This is a genomic window from Bradyrhizobium sp. SZCCHNS1050, from assembly GCF_032484785.1.
Taxonomy (GTDB): Bacteria; Pseudomonadota; Alphaproteobacteria; order Rhizobiales; family Xanthobacteraceae; genus Bradyrhizobium.
The window spans coordinates 1,057,872-1,076,556 of record NZ_JAUETR010000001.1 but is presented as its reverse complement, the minus strand read 5'-3'; the positions used below and the strand labels follow the sequence as shown (position 1 = coordinate 1,076,556).

The following is an 18,685-nucleotide window of genomic DNA, read 5'->3' as shown; positions in this document are numbered from 1 at the left end:
CTCAAATCCGCGCCGTTGCGACGGACCGTCGCGCAGGCGTCAAGTCCGCCTGCTCGGTCCTCGAAGATTCCGAAAGTCGGAAATCGAGCGCGCCGGCGACGGTTTCACGTGCGCACGGGGCTAGCGCCAAGATGGCGCTGCCGCCGCATCACGCGTCAGGATCGCCGCGTCGCTGCGCCCATGCGAATGTGCATTGCGATAACTCGTGGCACAGGCTTGGCGGCAGCGGAGCTGCCGACTACGATGCCGCTGCACAAGTCGCTGATCTGTTTGTTGAGGTGTCTGCAATGCTGTTCCGTTTTACGGGACAAATATCACTCGGCCATTTCGCAGTGCGGACACTGATCGTCACAGCCTACGCAATCATCTTCGCGCCCGTCGTCATGATCGTCGTGACCAGCTTCTTCGCGCAGGAGATCGTGAGCTTTCCGCCGCCGGGCCTGTCGCTGAAATGGTACGCGAACGCGCTGAGCAAGCCGGAATTTCTGCGTGGCCTCGTGACCAGCTTCCAGGTCGCGCTGCTCGCGACCGCGATCGGCGTGCCCATTGGCACTGCGGCGGCGCTTGCCATCGTGCGGGGCGAGTTCCGTGGCCGCCAGGCGCTGTCGTCGTTCCTGCTGGCGCCGCTGGCCGTGCCCGGCGTCGTCGCCGGCTCCGGCCTCTACATGTTCTATGTGCTCGCCGAGGACCTGCTCGACCGCGACATCAAGGCAACCACGGAAGGCCTCGTCGCCGCGCATACGCTGCTGGCGATTCCGTGGACGGTGCGGCTCGTGGTCGCCAGCCTGCAGGGGCTCGACCGTGCCGCCGAGGAGGCCGCCGCCAATCTCGGCGCCAGCCCGTTCACGGTGTTCCGCCGTATCACCCTGCCGATGATGCGCTCCGGCATCGTCGCGGCGGCGATGTTCTCGTTCATCCAGAGCTTCGAGAATCTCGATCTGTCGATGCTGCTGGTCGGTCCCGGCCGGATCACCTTGCCGGTTGCGATGCTGAACTACCTCGAATTCCGCATCGATCCGACGCTCGCCGCGGTCGCCACTGTGCAGATCGCGCTGGTTGGCATTCTGATGGTGGCGACCGACCGCTTCGTCAAGCTGTCGCGGGTGGTGTGATGGCGCAGCTCACCCTGGAGAAGCTGACCAAGCGCTTCGGCACGTCGATCGGCGTGGAGGGGCTCGATCTCGCCGTCGGCGAGGGCGAGCTGGTCGCGCTGCTCGGACCCTCCGGCTGCGGCAAGACGACCACCTTGCGCATGGTCGCGGGTTTCCTGCCGCCCACGAGCGGCCGCGTGCTGTTCGACCGCGAGGACGTGACGCATCTGCCGGCCTACAAGCGTGCGACCGGCATGGTGTTCCAGTCCTACGCGCTGTTTCCACACATGAGCGCGGCCGACAATGTCGGCTTTGGCCTGGAGATGCGCGGCATCAGTGCGGCCGAGCGCAAGACGAAGATCGAGGAGGCGCTCAGGCTGGTGCGGCTGTCGCATCTCGCCGACCGGCTGCCGCGGCAATTGTCGGGCGGGCAGCAGCAGCGCGTCGCGCTGGCGCGGGCGCTGGTGATCAATCCGCGCATCTTCCTGCTCGACGAGCCCCTGTCCAACCTCGATGCCAAGCTGCGCGCCGAGGTGCGGCTCGAGATCCGCGCGCTGCAGCAGCGGCTCGGCCTGACCACCTTGATGGTGACGCATGACCGCGAGGAGGCGCTGACGATGGCCGACCGCCTCGTGGTCATGGAGGGCGGCCGCGTCCGCCAGATCGGCACACCGCAGGAGCTGTATGATTCGCCCAGGGATGCCTTCGTCGCCGACTTCGTCGGCCGTTGCAACATCCTGGCCGGCCGGCGTGCGGACGCCAATAACTTCCGTACCAGCGCCGGCCTGCTGCTGCCGGTCGATGTCGCCAGCGGCGAGCGCGGTGATGCCGATGCCTTCGCGCTGCGGCCTGAACGCATTGCAGTGGTGGCCGGTGAGTCCGGCGAGGTGCGCGGCCGCGTGCTGGCGATCACCTATATGGGCGCGCAGAGCGAATATGTGGTGGCGATCGGCGACGAGACGCTGGTGGCCGTCAGGCCAACGCCCGACGCGAGCGAGCCGCTGGCAACACTCAAACCGAACGATCCCGTGTCCCTGCAGTGGGACCGCAAGGTCCCGCGTCTCGTGCCGCAGACATCTTCGTAACGCATCCATCCACAGCGAGAGGTTCTCCCATGATTTCGCGACGACATTTTCTCTCCGCCAGCGCCGGCGTCGCCGCGCTGGCCTCCGGCATGCCCACTGCCCGCGCCGAAGGCGGACAGGTCGTGGTCGGCACCTGGGGCGGCGACTACGGCCAGTTGCTCTCCGACATCATCGATAAGCCGATCATGACGCCGAAGGGGTTCGAGATCGTGCAGGACGTCGCCAACGCCGATCCGCGCAAGACCAAGCTGCTGGCCGAGCGACAGAGTCGCCGCGGCTCGATGGACGTGTCGTGCCTGTCCGACAACGATACCTACATCGTGTCGCAGTCGGACGTGTTCGAAAAGGTCGATGCAGCCCAGGTGAAGCGGCTCGACAAGGTGTTCCCGGAGCTCAAGAGCGACATCGCGATCCCGCACATCTATTCGGCGCAGGTCATCCTCTACAACACCAACCAGGTGAAGACGCCGCCGCAATCCTTCGCCGATCTGTGGGATCCGAAATGGCGCGGCCGCATCGGTCTCGCCGACATCCTCTATCCCAACAACACGCTGGCCGCGGCGCTCGCCGGCGGCGGCGGCGTCAGCAATCTCGATCCGGCCGAGAAGAAGCTGATGGAATGGCGTTCGCTCGACGTGAAGATCTATCCGTCGAACGAGGCGCTGGCCGCGGCGCTGAAGTCGGAGGAGGTGTGGCTGACCACGATGTGGCTCGCCCGCGGCTTCATGTGGAAGAAGTCCGGCATTCCGCTCGCCCATGTCGTGCCGAAGGAAGGCACGCCGGCGATCGTGTTCCAGGCCGCGGTGCCGAAGAACGCCAAGAACAAGGCCGGCGGTTTCGCCTATCTCGACGCGATGCTCGACGCCAAGGCTCAGGGCGGCTTCGCCGACAAGATGGGCTATGTCCCGACCGTCACCGATGCGTCGCTGCCGGAGGATCTCGCCAAGCAGGTCAGCCTGACCGAGGCCGAGCGCGCGCGGCTGCTGAAGCCGGACTATGCCTATGCCGCCGGGCGCTCGCAGCGTACGCTCGACTTCTGGAACAAGGAGTTCAAGGCGTAAGTCTTGAATTCATGCTCCTGCGGCGCAGGCCGCAGGAGCATGCGGCTGATGCGCCGCTTATCTGCAATCGGAGCTCGCGCGATGGCGCTGCTGGTCGTTCCTGCCTGTCTGCTGGTCCTGGCGCTGCTGGTCGGGCCGATGATCCTGATGTTCCGGATCTCGCTCAACCAGTTCAGCCCGACCCAGCTGATGGTGCAGGCGCTGTCGCCGGACAACTACGTCAAGGCCGCGACCGATCCGTACTACCAGCAGATCATCCTGGCCACGCTGGGTATCGCGCTGCTGTGTACTTTGCTCACGCTGATTCTCGCCTTTCCGGCGGCCTATTGGCTCGGCCGCATGGAGAGCCGCTGGAAGAGCCTGGTCGTCATCGCGACCCTGTTTCCGCTGCTGGTCGGCAATGTCGTGCGCTCGGCCGGCTGGATGGCGCTGTTCGCGCGCGACGGGCTCGTCAACACGGTTCTGATGAAGCTCGGCCTGATCTCCGCGCCGCTGGAGATCATGTACACGACCAAGGCGGTCATCATCGGCATCATCGCCGTTGTGCTGCCCTACATGATCCTGACGCTGTCCGCGGTCATCGAGAGCATCCCCCGCGACCTGGAATATGCCGCCGCCAATCTCGGCGCCTCAGGCGCGCGCGTGTTCTGGCGGGTGATCCTGCCGCTGTCGGTTCCCGGCGTCGCCGCCGGCTCGATCCTGGTGTTCGTTTTGTGCATGAACACCTATGCAACGGCGGTGCTTCTCGGCGGCCCGCGATTCAAGATGATGGCGCCTGCCGTGTACGACCAGTTCGTGCGCGGCAACAACTGGCCGATGGGCGCCGCACTCGCCTTCATGCTGCTGGCGGTGACCATGGCCTTCACGGTGTTCGGCAGCGTCGCGTTCGCGCGGAAGTATCGGGCAGGATGACGGCAGACGCCGTCATTGCGAGGAGCGCAGCGACGAAGCAATCCAGACCTTTCCTTGGAGCCCTGGATTGCTTCGCTGCGCTCGCAATGACGAGAAGACGGATCGTAGGGTGGGCAAAGGCGCGCAGCGCCGTGCCCACCATGTTGCAAGGAACGGACGCAGGGTGGGCACGCTTCGCTTTGCCCACCCTACGTTATGACAGTGAGGAAACGCGCTCATGACCGACCAAGCCACGCTGCCGGGCGATGAGCTCGCCTTCATCAGGAACAAGGGCGCGGCGCCGATCGTGCCGAAGGCCACCACGAGGGATCGCGGCATCGGGCCATTCAAGCGGCTGGCGCTGCGCAGCGCCGTCGTGATCGACGGCACCGGGGCGCCGCCGATCGGGCCGGTCGATATCATCGTCGAGAACGGTCGCATCGTCAGCATCAAGAAGGTCGTCGGCTATGGCTATGCCGGCAACGCTGGCGAACCGGCCGATCACGAGATCGACTGTCGCGGAAAATGGGTGACGCCGGGCTTCGTCGACTGCCACGCCCATGCCGGCGTCGCCTATCACTCCGCCAACGGCTGGGTGCCGCCGGTCGACTACGTCTACAAGCTCTGGCTCGCGCATGGCGTCACCACCGTGCGCGAGATGGGCTCGATGAATGGCCTGTCCTGGATGCTCGACCAGAAGCAGCGCGCCGCCGACAACAGCATCGCCTCGCCGCGGCTGCTGGCCTATGCGTACTTTCCGGCCGTCAACGACATGGTCAAGACGATCTACACGCCGGAGCAGGGCCGGAGCTGGCTGCGTCAGGTCAAGGAGCGCGGTGCCGACGGCATCAAGTTCTTCGGCGCACCGCCCGCGATCATGGAAGCCGCGCTCGACGAGTGCAAGACGCTCGGCCTGCGCACCGGCTGCCACCACGCCCAGATGGCGGTGTCGCGCATGAACGCGCTGACCACGGCGAAATGGGGTCTGACCAGCGCGGAGCACTATTACGGCCTGCCGGAGGCGCTGTTCGAGGATCGCGTCATCCAGAATTTCCCGCTCGACTACAACTACACCGATGAATATTTCCGCTTCTCGGTATCGGGTCAGATGTTCAGGCAGGGCGCCGAGCCGGGCTCGGCGAAGTGGAACGAGGTGCTGGAGCAGTTCCTGGAGATCGGCTTCACTTTCGTGCCGACGTTCACGATCTACGACGCCAATCGCGACCTGATGCGCGCGCGGCAGGCCTATTGGCACAAGGACTACACCTGGAAGTCGATGTGGGACTACTTCACCCCGCAGCGCGGCGGCCATGGCTCGTACTGGTATCGCTGGTCGACCCAGAACGAGATCGAGTGGAAGGAGAACTACCGGCTCTGGATGGCGTTCATCAACGAGTACAAGAACCGCGGCGGCCGTGTCTGCACCGGATCGGATTCCGGCTTCATCTACCAGATCTTCGGCTTCGGCTATGTCCGCGAGCTCGAGTTGCTGCAGGAGGCCGGCTTCCATCCGCTGGAGGTGATCCGCTCGGCGACCTCGCAGGGCGCGGCGCTGTGCGGGCTGCAGGACGAGATCGGCACCATCGACATCGGCATGCGCGCCGACATGCTGGTGCACGACCACAATCCGCTGACCGACTTCAAGCTGCTCTATGGCACCGGCGCGATGCGCTTCAACGACACGACCAACGCGGTCGAGTGGCACCGCGGCCTCAAATACACGATCAAGGACGGCATCATCTACGACACGGAGGAGCTGCTGGCCGACGTGCGCGAGCTCGTTAAGGCGAGCTGGGAAAGCGACGTGCCGGAGAAATACGCCGCCAAGGATAAAGACAAGGACGCCGCGGCACCATGAGCGTCGGCAGCATCGACTTCTTCGTCCTCACCGGCTTTCTCGGCTCGGGCAAGACGTCGCTGCTGCGCGATGTACTGACCGCGGAAACGGCGTCGGACACCGCTGTCATCGTCAACGAGGCCGGCGAGGTCGGGCTGGACGGCGTCCTGTTGCGCGAGAGCGGCGACGACGTGCCGATGGCGATGCTGTCGAACGGCTGCGTGTGCTGCCAGGTCGGCAGCGACCTCGCCTTCACCATCGACCGCCTGATCATGGCGCCGCGGCCGGATGGGCTGCAGACGTTGCGCCGGATCATCCTGGAGACCTCGGGCCTGTCGATGCCCGGCCCCGTGCTGCGCCAGCTTGCAACGCTCGCCGAGCATCGCATGCGCGTTGCGGTCATCGCAACCTATGACCTCACGCGCGGGCTGGCCGTCGCCGCATTTGAGGAGGCTGCGGCGCAATGGGCCGCAGCGCACCGCATCGTTGCGACCAAGGCCGACCTCGCGCCGGCCGCCTTGGCTGGATCGCCGGTCTCGATTGCGCAGCTCAATCCTGTCGCGGAGCCCATCGCCAACGCCGATCGCGCCGTGATCGTAGCGGCTGCGTTCGCGCCACTCACGGCTTCGCTGCCGCTGCGCGAGGTCGCGCCTGATCTGACCGCCGCGCATCCGCGCCTCGCGCTCTGCCTCGTCCGCCCGCGGGCGGAGATCGCCTATGCCGATCTCGCCGGCTGGCTCGACAATGTCGCAGGCCGGCTCGGCGAGCGCCTGCTGCGGATCAAGGGCCTGGTGAAGATCCACGAGGCGCCGCGGCCGCTGCTGGTCGAAAGCGTCGGCACGGTGTTCTCGCCGCCGCGGCAATTGAAGGTCGAGAAACCGCCGGCGCCCTTCATCGTCGTGATCGCGCGCGACATTGCCCGCGATGAGCTCGAACAGGTCGAGCCGATGGGGTTGTTCACCTTTGCCTGGCGCGAGCCCGAGCGCGAAGTTGGGAAGGGCGATATCCGCGCGGAGTGGGTGACCTGAGCGCCTAACGTAAGTTGCACGGCGCCGAGCAACTCACCGTCATTCCGGGGCAATCGTGCACACGCGACGGCGTGTGCGCGATTGAACCCGGAATCTCGAGATTGTTGGAAACGAACGCAAGGCAACGTCGGGATTCCGGGTTCAAGGCCTGCGGCCTTGCCCCGGAATGACGGTGGTCGTGATGGAGAAGGACTAATTCCCCCCGATCGTGCTCAAGCTCCGTGATGGATAGCGCAAAGCCACGTCGAACGGGTTGAGCTTGCCGGCCAGCACCTGCGCCTCGCCCTGCAGGATCTTGACCACATGCGGCAGCCGGTCCGCGTTCAGCCGCTCCGCCAGCGTGCCCACGCTGAGCGCAGCCACCGCGTTGCCACGCGCGTCGAGCACGGGCACGCCGACGCCGGCCATGCCGGGAATGAGGCCGGTGCTGGTATTGACCCAGCCTTGCGCGCGCGCCTGCGCCAGCGCACTGCGCAGCGAGGCCTCGTCGAGGAAGCCGCGATCGAGCAGGCGCGGGATGTTGAAGCGGATCACGGCCTCCTGCTCGTCCTCGGGCAGGTTGGCGAGAATCGTGAGGCTGCCCTGGCCAAGCCCGAGCGGCACCTTGCCGCCGATGTCGCCGGTGAAGGAGCGGATTGGAAACGGTCCTTCGACGCGGTCGAGACAGACCGCATCGAAGCCGTTGCGCACCAAAAGGAAGATCGTGTCGCTCAAGGTCGCCGACAGCCGCAGCAGCGCCGGCCGCGCCGCCTCGCGCAGGCCGCTGGCTTGGCCCGCGCGTGCGGCGAGCACGTAGAAGTCGAGCGCCAGGCGATAGCGCTTGCCGGCGGCCTGTTCGGCGAAACCCTCGGCGGCGAGGTCCTGCAGCATGCGATGCGCGGTCGGCTGGCTGCAGCCCGCGGTCTCCGCGATGTCCTTCAGCCGCAGCCCGTCGGGGTCGCCCTCGGCGAGGATGCGCAGCAGCTTCAGGGCCCGGCGAAGGCTGGAGGACGAATCGGTGTCGGCTGTCGTCATCTGATCTGGTGAATGATGGAGTCAAATTCGTCGCATAGATTTCATATATCAGAATTTTAGACAGATAAATTCAGGATATCGGAATACATGATTGACCATCTGCGTTGCCCGCCGGCATGAAAGAGCCCCAGGGCGGCAATCCCTGCTGATGGCGAAGGGAGCCTCCCGCGCGAGGACGCATGGGTTTCCTGACGCTGGACGGTCTGACGAAGCTCTACGGCGATGTCGCTGCGGTCAGCGACGTCAATCTCAGCGTCGCCAAGGGCGAGTTCATCTCGCTGCTCGGCCCCTCCGGCTGCGGCAAGACCACGACGCTGCAGATGATCGCCGGCCTGGTCGAGCCGACGTCGGGGCGCATCACGCTCGACGGTCGCGACATCACCCACGAGAAGCCCGATCGCCGCGGCCTCGGCATCGTGTTCCAGAGCTACGCGCTGTTTCCGCACATGACGGTGGCGCAGAACGTCGCCTTCGGACTCGAAATGCGCAAGGTGATCAGGGCCGAGCGCGAGGCGCGCGTCAAACAGGCGCTGGCGCTGGTGCAACTCGCCGCGCTCGCCGACCGCTATCCACGCCAGCTCTCCGGCGGGCAGCGTCAGCGCGTCGCGGTGGCGCGCGCGCTCGTCATCGATCCGCCGGTGCTGCTGCTCGACGAGCCCTTGTCCAATCTCGACGCCAAGCTGCGCGAGGAGATGCAGTTCGAACTGCGCGGCATCCAGCAGCGCGTCGGCACCACCACGATCATGGTGACGCACGACCAGAGCGAGGCGCTGTCGATGAGCGATCGCGTGGTGGTGATGGAGCAGGGCCGCATCATGCAGGTCGACGCGCCCTATCGGCTCTACGAAAATCCGGCGACGCCGTTCATCTCCTCCTTCGTCGGCAAGATGAACCGGCTGTCCGGCGTATGGCGCAGCGGCGGCGTCGAGATCGGCGGGCGTGAGCTGCCGTGCGAGGCCGCAGGTCTCGCCGACGGCGCGGCTGTTGTAATCGCGATCCGGCCGGAGAAGATCGGCCTGACCGCTCCCGGCGCCGGCGTGCTCGACGGCCGCATCAGAGCGCGCTTTTTCCTCGGCAGCACCTGGTTCTTCACCGTGGAGACGCCCGCCGGATTGATCGGCGTCGCCCTGCCCAATGCGGGCGAGGAGCCGGCGTGCGAGGGCGATCAGGTCGGTCTCGCCTGGAGCAGCGCCAGCGCACGCGCGTCGAAGCCCGACGGAGCGCAGTCGGCATGAGCGGCACGCGCGCGACGACACCATGGCTGCTGGCGGCGCCGGGCGCGCTGCTGTTCACCGCATTGGTGGTCGTGCCGCTCGTGCTCACCCTGGCGCTGTCGTTCCACGTCTATGACGCCGCGACCGGCGTCAAGGACGAGACCACGCTGGCGCACTACATCGGCATCCTCTCCGACAGCTACTTTCTCAATATCTTCTGGCGCACGCTGCGGCTCGCCGCGCTGACCACGCTGATCTGCGCCGTGATCGGCGCGCCCGAGGCCTACATCCTGGCGCGCATGCGCGAGCCCTGGCGCTCGGCGTTCCTGCTCGCGATCATCGGCCCGCTGCTGGTTTCGGTCGTGGTGCGCGCCTTTGGCTGGAGCATGCTGCTCGGCCCCACGGGCCTCGTCAACGAGGCCTTCCGTGCGCTCGGGCTCGGCACGGTCAGGATCCTCTACACCGAGACGGCCATCGTCATCGCGCTCGTCCATGTGATGCTGCCGTTCATGGTCATCCCGGTCTGGACCTCGCTGCAGAAGCTCGATCCGATGGTCGAGGCCGCCGCCTGGACGCTCGGCGCCTCGCGCTTCACGGCGCTGCGCCGCGTGGTGCTGCCGCAGGTGACGATGGGGCTGCTGTCGGGCAGCCTGGTGGTGTTCGGACTTTCGGCCTCGGCCTTCGCGATCCCCGCGCTGCTCGGCGGCCGGCGGCTGAAGATGGCGGCGACGCTGGTCTATGACGAATACATGCACGAGCTGAACTGGCCGCTGGGGGCCGCCATCGCGATCCTGGTGTTGGTCACGAACCTCGTGCTCATGCTCGCCTATCAGCGCGTCGTCGAGGCGCGCGCCAAGCGGATGTTGGGGTGAGCGGCATGCGCCACAACGGCCCGATCGCCCTGGTCTTTCATGCGCTCGTCACTGGCTTCGTGCTGGCGCCGCTCATCGTGATCTGCCTCGTCGCGTTCACGCCGGCCAACACGTTGACATTGCCGACCACGCAGGTTTCGCTGCGCTGGTTCACGGCCGTGTTCGCGCATCCGGATTTCGTCGCCTCCTTCCTCAACAGCCTGTGGGTTGCGGCAACAGCCGCGACGATCGCGGTCGTGCTCGCGGTCGCCGCCGGCCTCGCGCTCGATCGCTACGACTTCCGCGGCCGCGCGGCACTGAACGCGCTGTTTCTGTCGCCCCTGATGATCCCGCATCTCGTGCTCGGCGTTGCGCTGCTGCGGCTGTTCGCGTTGCTCGGCGCCACCGGCAGCCTGCTGTGGCTGACCGCAGGTCACATTGTCGTCGTCATGCCTTATGTGCTCCGCTTGGTTCTGGCCGCCCTGTCCGGCCTCGACCGCAGCGCCGAGCAGGCGGCGGTCACGCTCGGCGCGTCCAACTGGATCGTGTTCCGCCGCATCACCGTGCCGATGATCCTGCCCGGCATCACCGGCGGCTGGCTGCTTGCCTTCATCAACTCCTTCGACGAGCTCACGATGTCGATCTTCATCACCTCGCCCGCCACGATCACCCTGCCGGTGCGCATGTACATGTACGCGACCGAATCGATCGACCCGATGATGGCCGCCGTATCGGCGCTGATGATCGCGGTGACGGCGGCGGCGATGCTGCTGCTCGACCGCATCTTCGGCCTCGACAAGATCCTCGTGGGGCAGGGCTGACACCATGCCGCTGTTGCATCGCCTCGTCCGCAACGACAGCGCCGTCATCTCCTTCGCGATCGATGGCGTGCCCTGCGACGGCCGCGCCGGCGACACCGTGCTGACGGCCATGCTCTGCCAGGTCGACCGGCTTCGCTACAGCGAGTTTTCCGCCGCGCCGCGGGCCGGCTTCTGCCAGATGGGCGCCTGCCAGGACTGCTGGGTGCAGCTCGCGAGCGGCGAGCGGCTGCGCGCCTGCACGACGCCGCTTACCGAAGGCATAGACATCATCACACGACGAGGGCGCGGCCATGGCTGAGCGCGCATCTCCCCTGATCGTCGGCGCCGGCCCGGCCGGCATCCGCGCCGCGATGACATTGGTCGCGGCCGGCCTGCGGCCGATCGTGGTCGATGAAGGCCACGCCTGCGGCGGCCAGATCTATCGCCAGCCGCTGAGTCCCGACGGCCGCGATGCCACGGCGCGCTACGGCTCGGAGGCTTCGAAGGCCGCGCGGCTGCATCACGACTTTGCGGCGCTCGGCATCGCAATCGACTATCAGTCAAACACGCTGCTGTGGAATCTGCGCGACGGCGCGGCCGACATCTTGCGTAGGGGTATCAGCCGGCGGGTCAGCTATGACGGGCTCATCCTCGCGACCGGGGCGACCGATCGCGTGCTGCCGATCCCCGGCTGGACCCTGCCGGGCGTGTTCACGCTCGGCGGCGCGCAGATCGCGCTGAAGGCGCAGGGCTGTGCGATCGGCCGGCGCGTGGTGTTCGCTGGCTCCGGCCCGCTGCTCTATCTGGTCGCCTGGCAATACATGAAGGCCGGCGTCGACGTTGCCGCCGTGCTCGACGCGGCGCCCTTGTCTGCGAAGCTCAATCTGCTGCGCGCGTTGCCGCTCGCGCCGGGCATCGTGCTGCGTGGATTGCGCATGGCGGTGGAGTTGACGCTGCGCGGAACGCGCGTGCGGTCTGGCGTGTCCCAGCTTCGGATCGAGGGCGAGAGCAGGGTGGCGCGCATCGTCTATCGGGCCGGCGGGCGCGAACACGCGATCACCTGCGACGGCGTCGGCTACGGCCTCGGTCTGCGCTCGGAGACTCAGGCTGCTGATCTCGCCGGCTGCGCCTTTCGCTTCGATGCGCGCGACGGCGCGCATCGTCCGGTTCGCGACGCCGGTGGCCGCAGCAGCATCGCGGGCGTGTACCTCGCCGGCGACGGCGCCCGCATCGCCGGCGCCGATGCCGCGGAAGCCGCCGGCGAGCGGGCCGCGCTGGCATTGTTGGAGGATCGTGGCCTGCCGCATGATTCGATGCGCGCTACCGCCCTCGAACATGCGCTGGCGCGGATCGACCGGCTGCGCGATGGGCTCGAAGCCGCCTTTCCCTATCCATCGCATTGGGCGGGCGACATCGCCGATGACACGCTGCTGTGCCGCTGCGAGGAGATCGATGCCGGCGAGGCGCGGCGCGCGATCAGGGATTTCTCGCTCACCGAGATCAATCGTCTGAAGGCGGTGACGCGCATCGGCATGGGCCGCTGCCAGGGCCGCATGTGCGGCGCGGCCGCCGCGGAGCTCTTGGCTGCGCAGACACGCCGCGACATCGGCGCTGTCGGCCGGCTGCGCGCGCAGGCGCCGATCAAGCCGATCCCGGTGGCCGTGAGTCTGTCCCTCGACGAGAGGCAGCATGACCCGGCGCATTGACTGCGATGTCGCGATCGTCGGCGGCGGGCTGGTCGGCAGCTCCGCCGCGCTGGCGCTGCGCGGCATGGGCTTCTCCGTCACGCTGCTCGACAAGGGCTTCTGCGGCGCTCAGGCGAGCGGCGTGAACTATGGCGGCGTGCGCCGCCAGGGCCGCCCGCCCGAGCAACTGCCGCTGTCGCAGCGCGCGCATGCAATCTGGCCGCGGCTCGCGCAGCTCATCGGCATCGACGGCGAGTTCCTGCGCTCCGGCCATCTCAAGCTGGCGCGCTCGCCTGCGGACATGGCGAGCCTGGAGCGCTACGCCGTCGAGGTCGCGCCGTTCGGGCTCGCTCTCGAGCTGATCGGCCACAATCAACTGCACGAGCGCTTCGGCATCGCGGGCGGCGTCGTGGGCGGTTCGTTCTGTCCTGGCGACGGCCACGCCAATCCCCGGCTGGTCGCCACCGCCTTCGCCGCAGCGGCGCGTCGCGCCGGCGCCGAGGTGCTGGAGAACACGGAGGTTACGGGCGCCACCAGGACGTTCGAGGGTTTTGCCCTGGAAGCCGGTGACGTCGCCATCAGGACGCGTACCGTGATCAACAGCGCCGGCGCCTGGGCCGACGGCTTGGCGCGCGCGTTCGACGAGCCCGTGCCGCTGGAGCGCACCTATCCGTCGATGATCGTGACCGAGCCGCTCGATCTATTTCTCGGCGTCAACATCGGCATCGAGGGCGGCGGCATCTACGCGCGGCAGGTCACGCGCGGCAACGTCGTCGTCGGCGGCGAACGCGCCGCGCCGCTCGCCGATCCCGACTATTCGCGCCCCCGCAGCGACGGCGTGCTTGCCATCATGCAGCGCGCCAGCGAGCTGTTCGGCCCGCTGCGCCATGCCCAGGCGATCCGGTTCTGGAGCGGCACCGAGGCGACGATGCCCGACCGCAATCCGGTGATCGGGCCGAGCGCGACGACGCCGGGACTGATTCACGCCTTCGGCTTCTCCGGCGCCGGCTTCCAGATCGCGCCGGGGGTCGGCGAGGTGCTGGCCGAGCTGGTGCGCGACGGCGAAACCTCGACGCCGATCGTCCCTTTCGCCATCACCCGTTTCTCACCTGCATCGCAGCCGGGCGATGCCTCTCAAGCAGCAATGACGACAGGATCGAAGGAGACCTCGCCATGATCGATGCTCGCGCCACGCTCGGCCCAGCCTTTGCACTCATGCTCGCTGCATCGGCCGCGCATGCGGAAACCAAGACGCTTTATGTGGGCATGAACGGCGGCAATTTCGAGCGCACCTATACGCAGGCGGTGTTTCCGGACTTCGAGAAGGCCAACGACGTCAAGATCGTCGTCGTGCCCGGCACCTCGTCGGAGATCCTCGCCAAGGCGATCGCGGCGAAGGACAAGCCGCAGATGCACGTGATGTTTCTCGACGACGGCGTGATGATCCGCGCCGCCGGCCTTGGTCTGTGCGAGAAGCTGAAGCCGAGCGAGGCGCTCGGCCAGCTCGAGCCGTTCGCGCGACTCAAGGACGACATCGCCGCCGGCATCGACATCGGCATGACGGGCTTGGCCTACAACAAGAAGCTGTTCGACGAGAAAGGCTGGGCGGCACCGACCTCCTGGCTCGATCTCGCCGATCCCAAGTTCAAGGACAAGGTCGTTTTCCAGTCGGCCTCGGTCTCGACCTTCGGCCTGCACGCCTTCCTGATGGTCAACCGCATCAACGGCGGCAGCGAGGCCAATGTCGAGCCGGGCTTCAAGGCGTTTCCCGACACGATCGGCAAGAACGTGCTCGAATACATTCCGAACTCGGCCAAGATCTCCGAGATGGTGCAGACCGGCGAGGCCGCGATCTTCCCGCTCACGCCGACCGCGGTGTCGACCTTGAAGGAGAAGGGTATCGCTGTCGAATACGCGCAGCCGAAGGAAGGCTCGGTCGTGCTGATGGTCGCCGAATGCGTCATCGCCAACAACTCCGAATCCGAGCTGGCGCAGAAGCTCGCCGCCTATCTGCTGTCGCCGGAAGCGCAGGCCAAGGCGCTGGCCGCCGGCAACATCGTGCCGTCCAACACCACCGCGAAAGCCACGACGCCGGCGGCCGAGCAGAAGCTCGCGACCTTCCACGGCTACATGAAGAGCGCGATCACGCTCGACTGGGACGTCATCAACGCCAGGCGCCCCGAATGGAATACGCGCTGGAACAGGATGATCGAGCGGTAGGCAGGCTTCGTTCCGTCGTCATTGCGCGCGAGGCGATTCAGACCTTTCATGCGGCCCTGGATCGCTTCGCTGGCGCTCGCGATGACGGCCGGGGAGCCAGCGCGTTTGCGCTTCCATCGTCATACCCCGCCAAAGCGGGGTATCCAGTCCGCCGCTGCCCTCGATGCCATCACAGACGTCTCGACGTACTGGATCGCCCGGTCGAGCCGGGCGATGACGGAAAGTGTGTGGCGCTACGCCTGCTCCGATCGTCATTGCGAGGAGCGTAGCGACGAGGCGATCCAGGGTTGCGCAAGGCACCCTCGGATCGCGTGGTAGCTACGCGCATTACCCCGCCGGATAGCTCGTCGCATACGCCTCCGTCAGCGCCTCATCGAGCCGCCGTCCAGCGCTGAAACCTGACAGCGTCGCGGGACGGGTGACGCCCGGCAGCAATCGGCCATCGGGCTCCGGGGACCCGATCAGGGTCTGCACCGGAATGCGCTCGCTATAGATCGGCAGCGCGTAGTCCTCCTCATCGTCGATGACGCCCGCGGCGCGGATCTTCGCTGATGCCTTTTCGATCTCCATGGTCACGACCGACGTGGCCTTGAGCTCCTGCTCCGTGGTCGGGCGCAGGCTCGCAGTGCGGCCGGGAAACAGCCGATCGACCATCATCACCAGCGCGCGCTCCTTCTCCGCCTGATCCTCGATCAGCCGGGCATGGCCGAACGCCATCACCGAGCGATAGTCAGCCGAGTGATGGAAGGCGCTGCGCGCCAGCACCAGGCCGTCGAGATGGGTGACGGTGAGACAGGCCGGCTGTCCCTCGGACAGGCTGCGCAACATGCGGCTGGCGCTCGACCCATGCCAATACAGCGTCGTTTCCTCGCGCCAATACAGCGTCGGCGTGCAATAGGGCTGGCCGTCGATGACATAGGAGACGTGGCACAGCGTTGCGGAGTCGAGCAGGGCATGGACGGTCGCATGATCGTAGTGGGCGCGCTGATGCCGCCGCTTGACCCGGTTGGTGTCGTCGACGGGATAGCTTGGCATCTGTTGCTCGGACATCGTCAGTCTCCTGTTTCCGTCGACGTCATGCCATGGCAAAGTGGTTGCCGGGAGTTCCACTTCGATGCGAAAGCAGACAACCACTTCGCGGCGCCGAGACGACGTGCTGGCGCTGCCGATCCACCTCGACCGCACCATCCGCAGCCAGTCGCAGCAGGTGCACGGCGCGCTGCGCACCGGCATCGTCGATGGCCTGCTCGCGCCCGGCCTTCGTCTGCCTTCGACGCGCGGGCTCGCCGAGCAGCTCGGTGTTCGCCGCAACGCGATCGTCGCAGCCTATGAGGCGCTGCTGTCGGATGGCCTGGTCGAGGCGCGCCACGGCGCCGGCACCTATGTCGCCGCACAGCTGCCCGCACCGCAGGTCGCCGCACCAGTTGCTGAGCTGGATATCCGGATTCCGCCGCGCCGGCCGTTCGCGCTCGGCTGCACGCTGGTCGATCCCGTGCTCTTGCGGCGGCTCGCCGCGGCCAGCCGTCGCCGCATCGCCCGCGCCGCGCCCGACGAACTCGGCTATGGCGATCCGCGCGGCAGCCTGCATCTGCGCAGCCAGGTCGCGCACTACCTTGCCGCCAGTCGCGGCGTACGCTGCGACCCAAGCTGCATTCTCATCGTGAGCGGCACCCAGCATGGCCTGCGGCTGTGCATCGACGCGTTGCTTGCGCCGGGCGATCCCGTCTGGTTCGAGGATCCGGGCTATGTCGCCTCGCGCCATACGTTGAGCACGACCGGCGCGAAGCTGGTCCCGGTGCCCGTCGATGATGAAGGAATCATAGTGAGCTCGGGCGAGGCGGCGTACATGGCGGCCAAGGCCGCCTACGTGACGCCATCGCATCAGTTTCCGACCGGCGTTGCGATGAGCATGGCGCGGCGCATTGCGCTGCTCGACTGGGCGCGCAGGGCGGACGCCTACATCTTCGAGGACGACTACGACAGCGAGTACCGCTTTGCCGGCCCGCCGCTGACGGCGCTGGCCGGCATCGGCGGCGAGCGCGTCATCTATCTCGGCACCTTCGGCAAGACGCTGTTCGCGGGACTGCGGCTCGGCTACCTCGTGGTGCCGCCGGCGCTGGTCGCGCGGGTGGTCGCGGCGCGCGCGGCACAGGACCGGTTTCCGCCGGCCTTCATGCAGGACGCGCTGGCCGACCTGATGGCCGACGGCGTGCTCGCAGCCCACATGCGGCGGCTGCGCCCGCGCTATCGCCAGGCGCGCGATGTCGTCGCCGAGGCGCTCGCCAAGCACGGCAAAGGCAGCCTGCAACTGGCCGCGCCGTCGCAAGGACTGCATCTGCTGGCGACCTTGCCGCCGGCAGCGCCGAAGGGCACGGCGAAACTGATCCGCGACCGGGCCGGCATCGAATGCCGGCTGTTGTCGGATGCGCGGATCGTGCAGCGCGGGCCCGACGGTTTCATCCTGGGCTATTCGGGCTTTGCAGCGAAGGATCTCGCCGATGCCGCCAGGCGGCTCGGGCGCGCCACCCAGGACATCCTGGGCGCGGCGGCGCGCCGCCGCTGAGCATCATCGATGCCGCGAGTGTGGCCGAGCCGGCACGTCGGGCAAATCAGCAGGGCTATGAGCTTCCGGGAATCTACACAGAGGCTCCGCTTGCGTGTCGCGCGCAACGCGCCGGTCTGGATTTTGTTCAGTTCGTTCAACGCGCTCTTGACGACCGATCGCGCGCCTGCATTTTTCTCTTTCGTTTTTTCGAAAATCGTGCTTTGGTAGCGCATCCCGCCTCACCGCAGAGGGGCGTAGCGCGCGATCGTCACGACACGCGAGGTGGGGCTGCGATGGCCGCGCTGTTGCCGCAGCATGCTTGTCCAGCGTGCGGACGAACGGCAATACGCGGACGTGAAGTCGCAGCGTCCTGATACCCCGATGCTGGTATCACGCGCAGTGCGCGCAAGCGCATTGTCGCAATGGTGGCCAACAAGCCCGGCGCACCAGGGAGACTGCGTATAAGCGTGAAGACCATCGCGCAGGGAATGCCGGGTTGAACCGGCTTTGCCTGTGGTACCTGCCGCCTGCATTTTTTTCGCAGGCGGGCCATGGGTGGGGCCTTCACCCGGCATTCCCTGCGCCCTTTGCACTCCCGAGGGCGAGACGGATCGTAAGCCTCGGGCATCATCTGCCGCGAGAACGCGCCCTCATGTTCATGGCTGTTCGAGATGCGGATTGGAGCAGATGCGCGTCAGGCGACGCGGATGCGCGCGGTCGCCGCAATCGCGACGCGCTCATTCATAGGGATTGTGCTCGGCGTTCGTCATCGTCTGGCGCACCCGGCGCAAGGTGATGGGCGTGCCGTCGGAGACGAACTGCAGCTCATAGGCGCGGCCGCTGTCGTCCTTGGCGGAGCAGGTCACGCTCGTGACCTTGAGCATCGCGAAGTTGCCGACCTGACGGCACATGCCGGCCGAGCTCTTCGTCACCGGCACCGGAATGCCATCGACCTTCGGGCGATGCTTGGAATTCAGCAGCATCCTGTCGATCGGCAGTTCGTAGACGTTCTGGATCGACCTGCGGCCATTGATGCCGGAGAACGCGATGATGTGGCTCTCGTCAGCGGGATCGTCGAGCGCGACGGTGAAATGGGCGCGCCCCTTCTCGCTGTGAAAGAACGCCACCGTCTTGCAGGAAAATTCGCGGCCGTCGACCTTTGCGGTCCGGCAGGTGCCGGACATCAGCGCGTAGAGATCGATGTCGGGCCGCTCCTCCGGCGAGCTCGTCACCGGCATCGGCTGCTGAGCCAGGCAGGGCGCACTCAGGCAGAGACCGAGCGCAACGGCAGCAAGACGAGGAAAATGCAGGGGCATCCGCGGGAGTGAGCCTGGAGGAATCATGACGGCGCGACAGGTTAAGC

Annotated in this window: 17 protein-coding genes; 14 read left to right on the top strand and 3 right to left on the bottom strand. The window is 66.9% G+C overall.

Annotation, left to right across the window (positions count from 1 at the left end):
* Positions 1-287: 287 nt before the first annotated feature.
* The 6 genes from QX094_RS05055 to QX094_RS05030 all read left to right on the top strand — a co-directional run bounded on the left by QX094_RS05055 (position 288) and on the right by QX094_RS05030 (position 6,993).
* Positions 288-1,112 carry an ABC transporter permease gene (locus QX094_RS05055; RefSeq protein ID WP_315713574.1) on the top strand — a complete coding sequence of 275 codons (825 nt, stop codon included), beginning with the start codon at positions 288-290 and terminating at the stop codon, positions 1,110-1,112.
* Positions 1,112-2,176 carry an ABC transporter ATP-binding protein gene (locus QX094_RS05050; protein WP_315713573.1) on the top strand — a complete coding sequence of 355 codons (1,065 nt, stop codon included), beginning with the start codon at positions 1,112-1,114 and terminating at the stop codon, positions 2,174-2,176. Before QX094_RS05055 ends, QX094_RS05050 begins: the two co-directional genes overlap by 1 nt.
* 29 nt (positions 2,177-2,205) lie before the next feature.
* Positions 2,206-3,237 carry a PotD/PotF family extracellular solute-binding protein gene (locus QX094_RS05045; protein WP_315713572.1) on the top strand — a complete coding sequence of 344 codons (1,032 nt, stop codon included), beginning with the start codon at positions 2,206-2,208 and terminating at the stop codon, positions 3,235-3,237.
* Positions 3,238-3,318: 81 nt separating this feature from the next.
* Complete coding sequence (locus tag QX094_RS05040) at positions 3,319-4,149, top strand: ABC transporter permease (protein ID WP_315713571.1); 831 nt, start codon at positions 3,319-3,321, stop codon at positions 4,147-4,149.
* A 217-nt stretch (positions 4,150-4,366) separates the two neighbouring features.
* Entirely contained in the window at positions 4,367-5,986 is a 1,620-nt protein-coding gene (locus QX094_RS05035) for an amidohydrolase family protein (RefSeq protein ID WP_315713570.1), read from the top strand.
* A complete protein-coding gene (locus tag QX094_RS05030) occupies positions 5,983-6,993 on the top strand; it encodes a CobW family GTP-binding protein (protein WP_316184118.1) in 1,011 nt (336 codons plus the stop codon). The genes QX094_RS05035 and QX094_RS05030 overlap by 4 nt, the downstream gene beginning before the upstream one ends.
* 192 nt (positions 6,994-7,185) lie before the next feature.
* Here the strand turns inward: QX094_RS05030 and QX094_RS05025 are convergent, their stop codons facing one another.
* Positions 7,186-8,007 carry an IclR family transcriptional regulator gene (locus QX094_RS05025; RefSeq protein WP_316184117.1) on the bottom strand — a complete coding sequence of 274 codons (822 nt, stop codon included), beginning with the start codon at positions 8,005-8,007 and terminating at the stop codon, positions 7,186-7,188.
* A gap of 179 nt (positions 8,008-8,186) precedes the next feature.
* On the opposite strand from QX094_RS05025, the gene QX094_RS05020 reads away from it, so the two are divergent.
* From QX094_RS05020 to QX094_RS04990, 7 genes are read left to right on the top strand one after another with little or no spacing between them, the layout of a single operon-like run.
* Positions 8,187-9,242: an ABC transporter ATP-binding protein gene (locus tag QX094_RS05020; RefSeq protein WP_316184115.1), complete on the top strand. Its 1,056-nt coding sequence runs from the start codon at positions 8,187-8,189 to the stop codon at positions 9,240-9,242.
* Positions 9,239-10,093 carry an ABC transporter permease gene (locus QX094_RS05015; RefSeq protein ID WP_316184112.1) on the top strand — a complete coding sequence of 285 codons (855 nt, stop codon included), beginning with the start codon at positions 9,239-9,241 and terminating at the stop codon, positions 10,091-10,093. The genes QX094_RS05020 and QX094_RS05015 overlap by 4 nt, the downstream gene beginning before the upstream one ends.
* Positions 10,094-10,098: 5 nt before the next feature.
* On the top strand, positions 10,099-10,893 hold the full coding sequence (locus QX094_RS05010; protein WP_316184314.1) for an ABC transporter permease: 795 nt from the start codon (positions 10,099-10,101) through the stop codon (positions 10,891-10,893).
* Between the two features lie 4 nt (positions 10,894-10,897).
* The gene (locus tag QX094_RS05005) at positions 10,898-11,191 is read left to right on the top strand and encodes a (2Fe-2S)-binding protein (protein WP_316184111.1); all 294 of its coding nucleotides are present in this window, start codon (positions 10,898-10,900) and stop codon (positions 11,189-11,191) included.
* Entirely contained in the window at positions 11,184-12,578 is a 1,395-nt protein-coding gene (locus QX094_RS05000; protein ID WP_316184110.1) for an FAD/NAD(P)-binding oxidoreductase, read from the top strand. Before QX094_RS05005 ends, QX094_RS05000 begins: the two co-directional genes overlap by 8 nt.
* Positions 12,562-13,734: an FAD-dependent oxidoreductase gene (locus QX094_RS04995; RefSeq protein ID WP_316184109.1), complete on the top strand. Its 1,173-nt coding sequence runs from the start codon at positions 12,562-12,564 to the stop codon at positions 13,732-13,734. The genes QX094_RS05000 and QX094_RS04995 overlap by 17 nt, the downstream gene beginning before the upstream one ends.
* Positions 13,731-14,777 carry an ABC transporter substrate-binding protein gene (locus QX094_RS04990; RefSeq protein WP_316184107.1) on the top strand — a complete coding sequence of 349 codons (1,047 nt, stop codon included), beginning with the start codon at positions 13,731-13,733 and terminating at the stop codon, positions 14,775-14,777. Before QX094_RS04995 ends, QX094_RS04990 begins: the two co-directional genes overlap by 4 nt.
* Before the next feature lie 327 nt (positions 14,778-15,104).
* Here QX094_RS04990 and QX094_RS04985 read toward each other — a convergent pair whose 3' ends face one another.
* Positions 15,105-15,827: a pyridoxamine 5'-phosphate oxidase family protein gene (locus tag QX094_RS04985; RefSeq protein WP_316184105.1), complete on the bottom strand. Its 723-nt coding sequence runs from the start codon at positions 15,825-15,827 to the stop codon at positions 15,105-15,107.
* A gap of 64 nt (positions 15,828-15,891) precedes the next feature.
* Here QX094_RS04985 and QX094_RS04980 point away from each other — a divergent pair, with 64 nt between their 5' ends.
* Complete coding sequence (locus QX094_RS04980; protein ID WP_316184104.1) at positions 15,892-17,340, top strand: PLP-dependent aminotransferase family protein; 1,449 nt, start codon at positions 15,892-15,894, stop codon at positions 17,338-17,340.
* Between the two features lie 719 nt (positions 17,341-18,059).
* Here the strand turns inward: QX094_RS04980 and QX094_RS04975 are convergent.
* A complete protein-coding gene (locus QX094_RS04975; protein ID WP_316184102.1) occupies positions 18,060-18,638 on the bottom strand; it encodes a hypothetical protein in 579 nt (192 codons plus the stop codon).
* Positions 18,639-18,685: the final 47 nt, after the last annotated feature.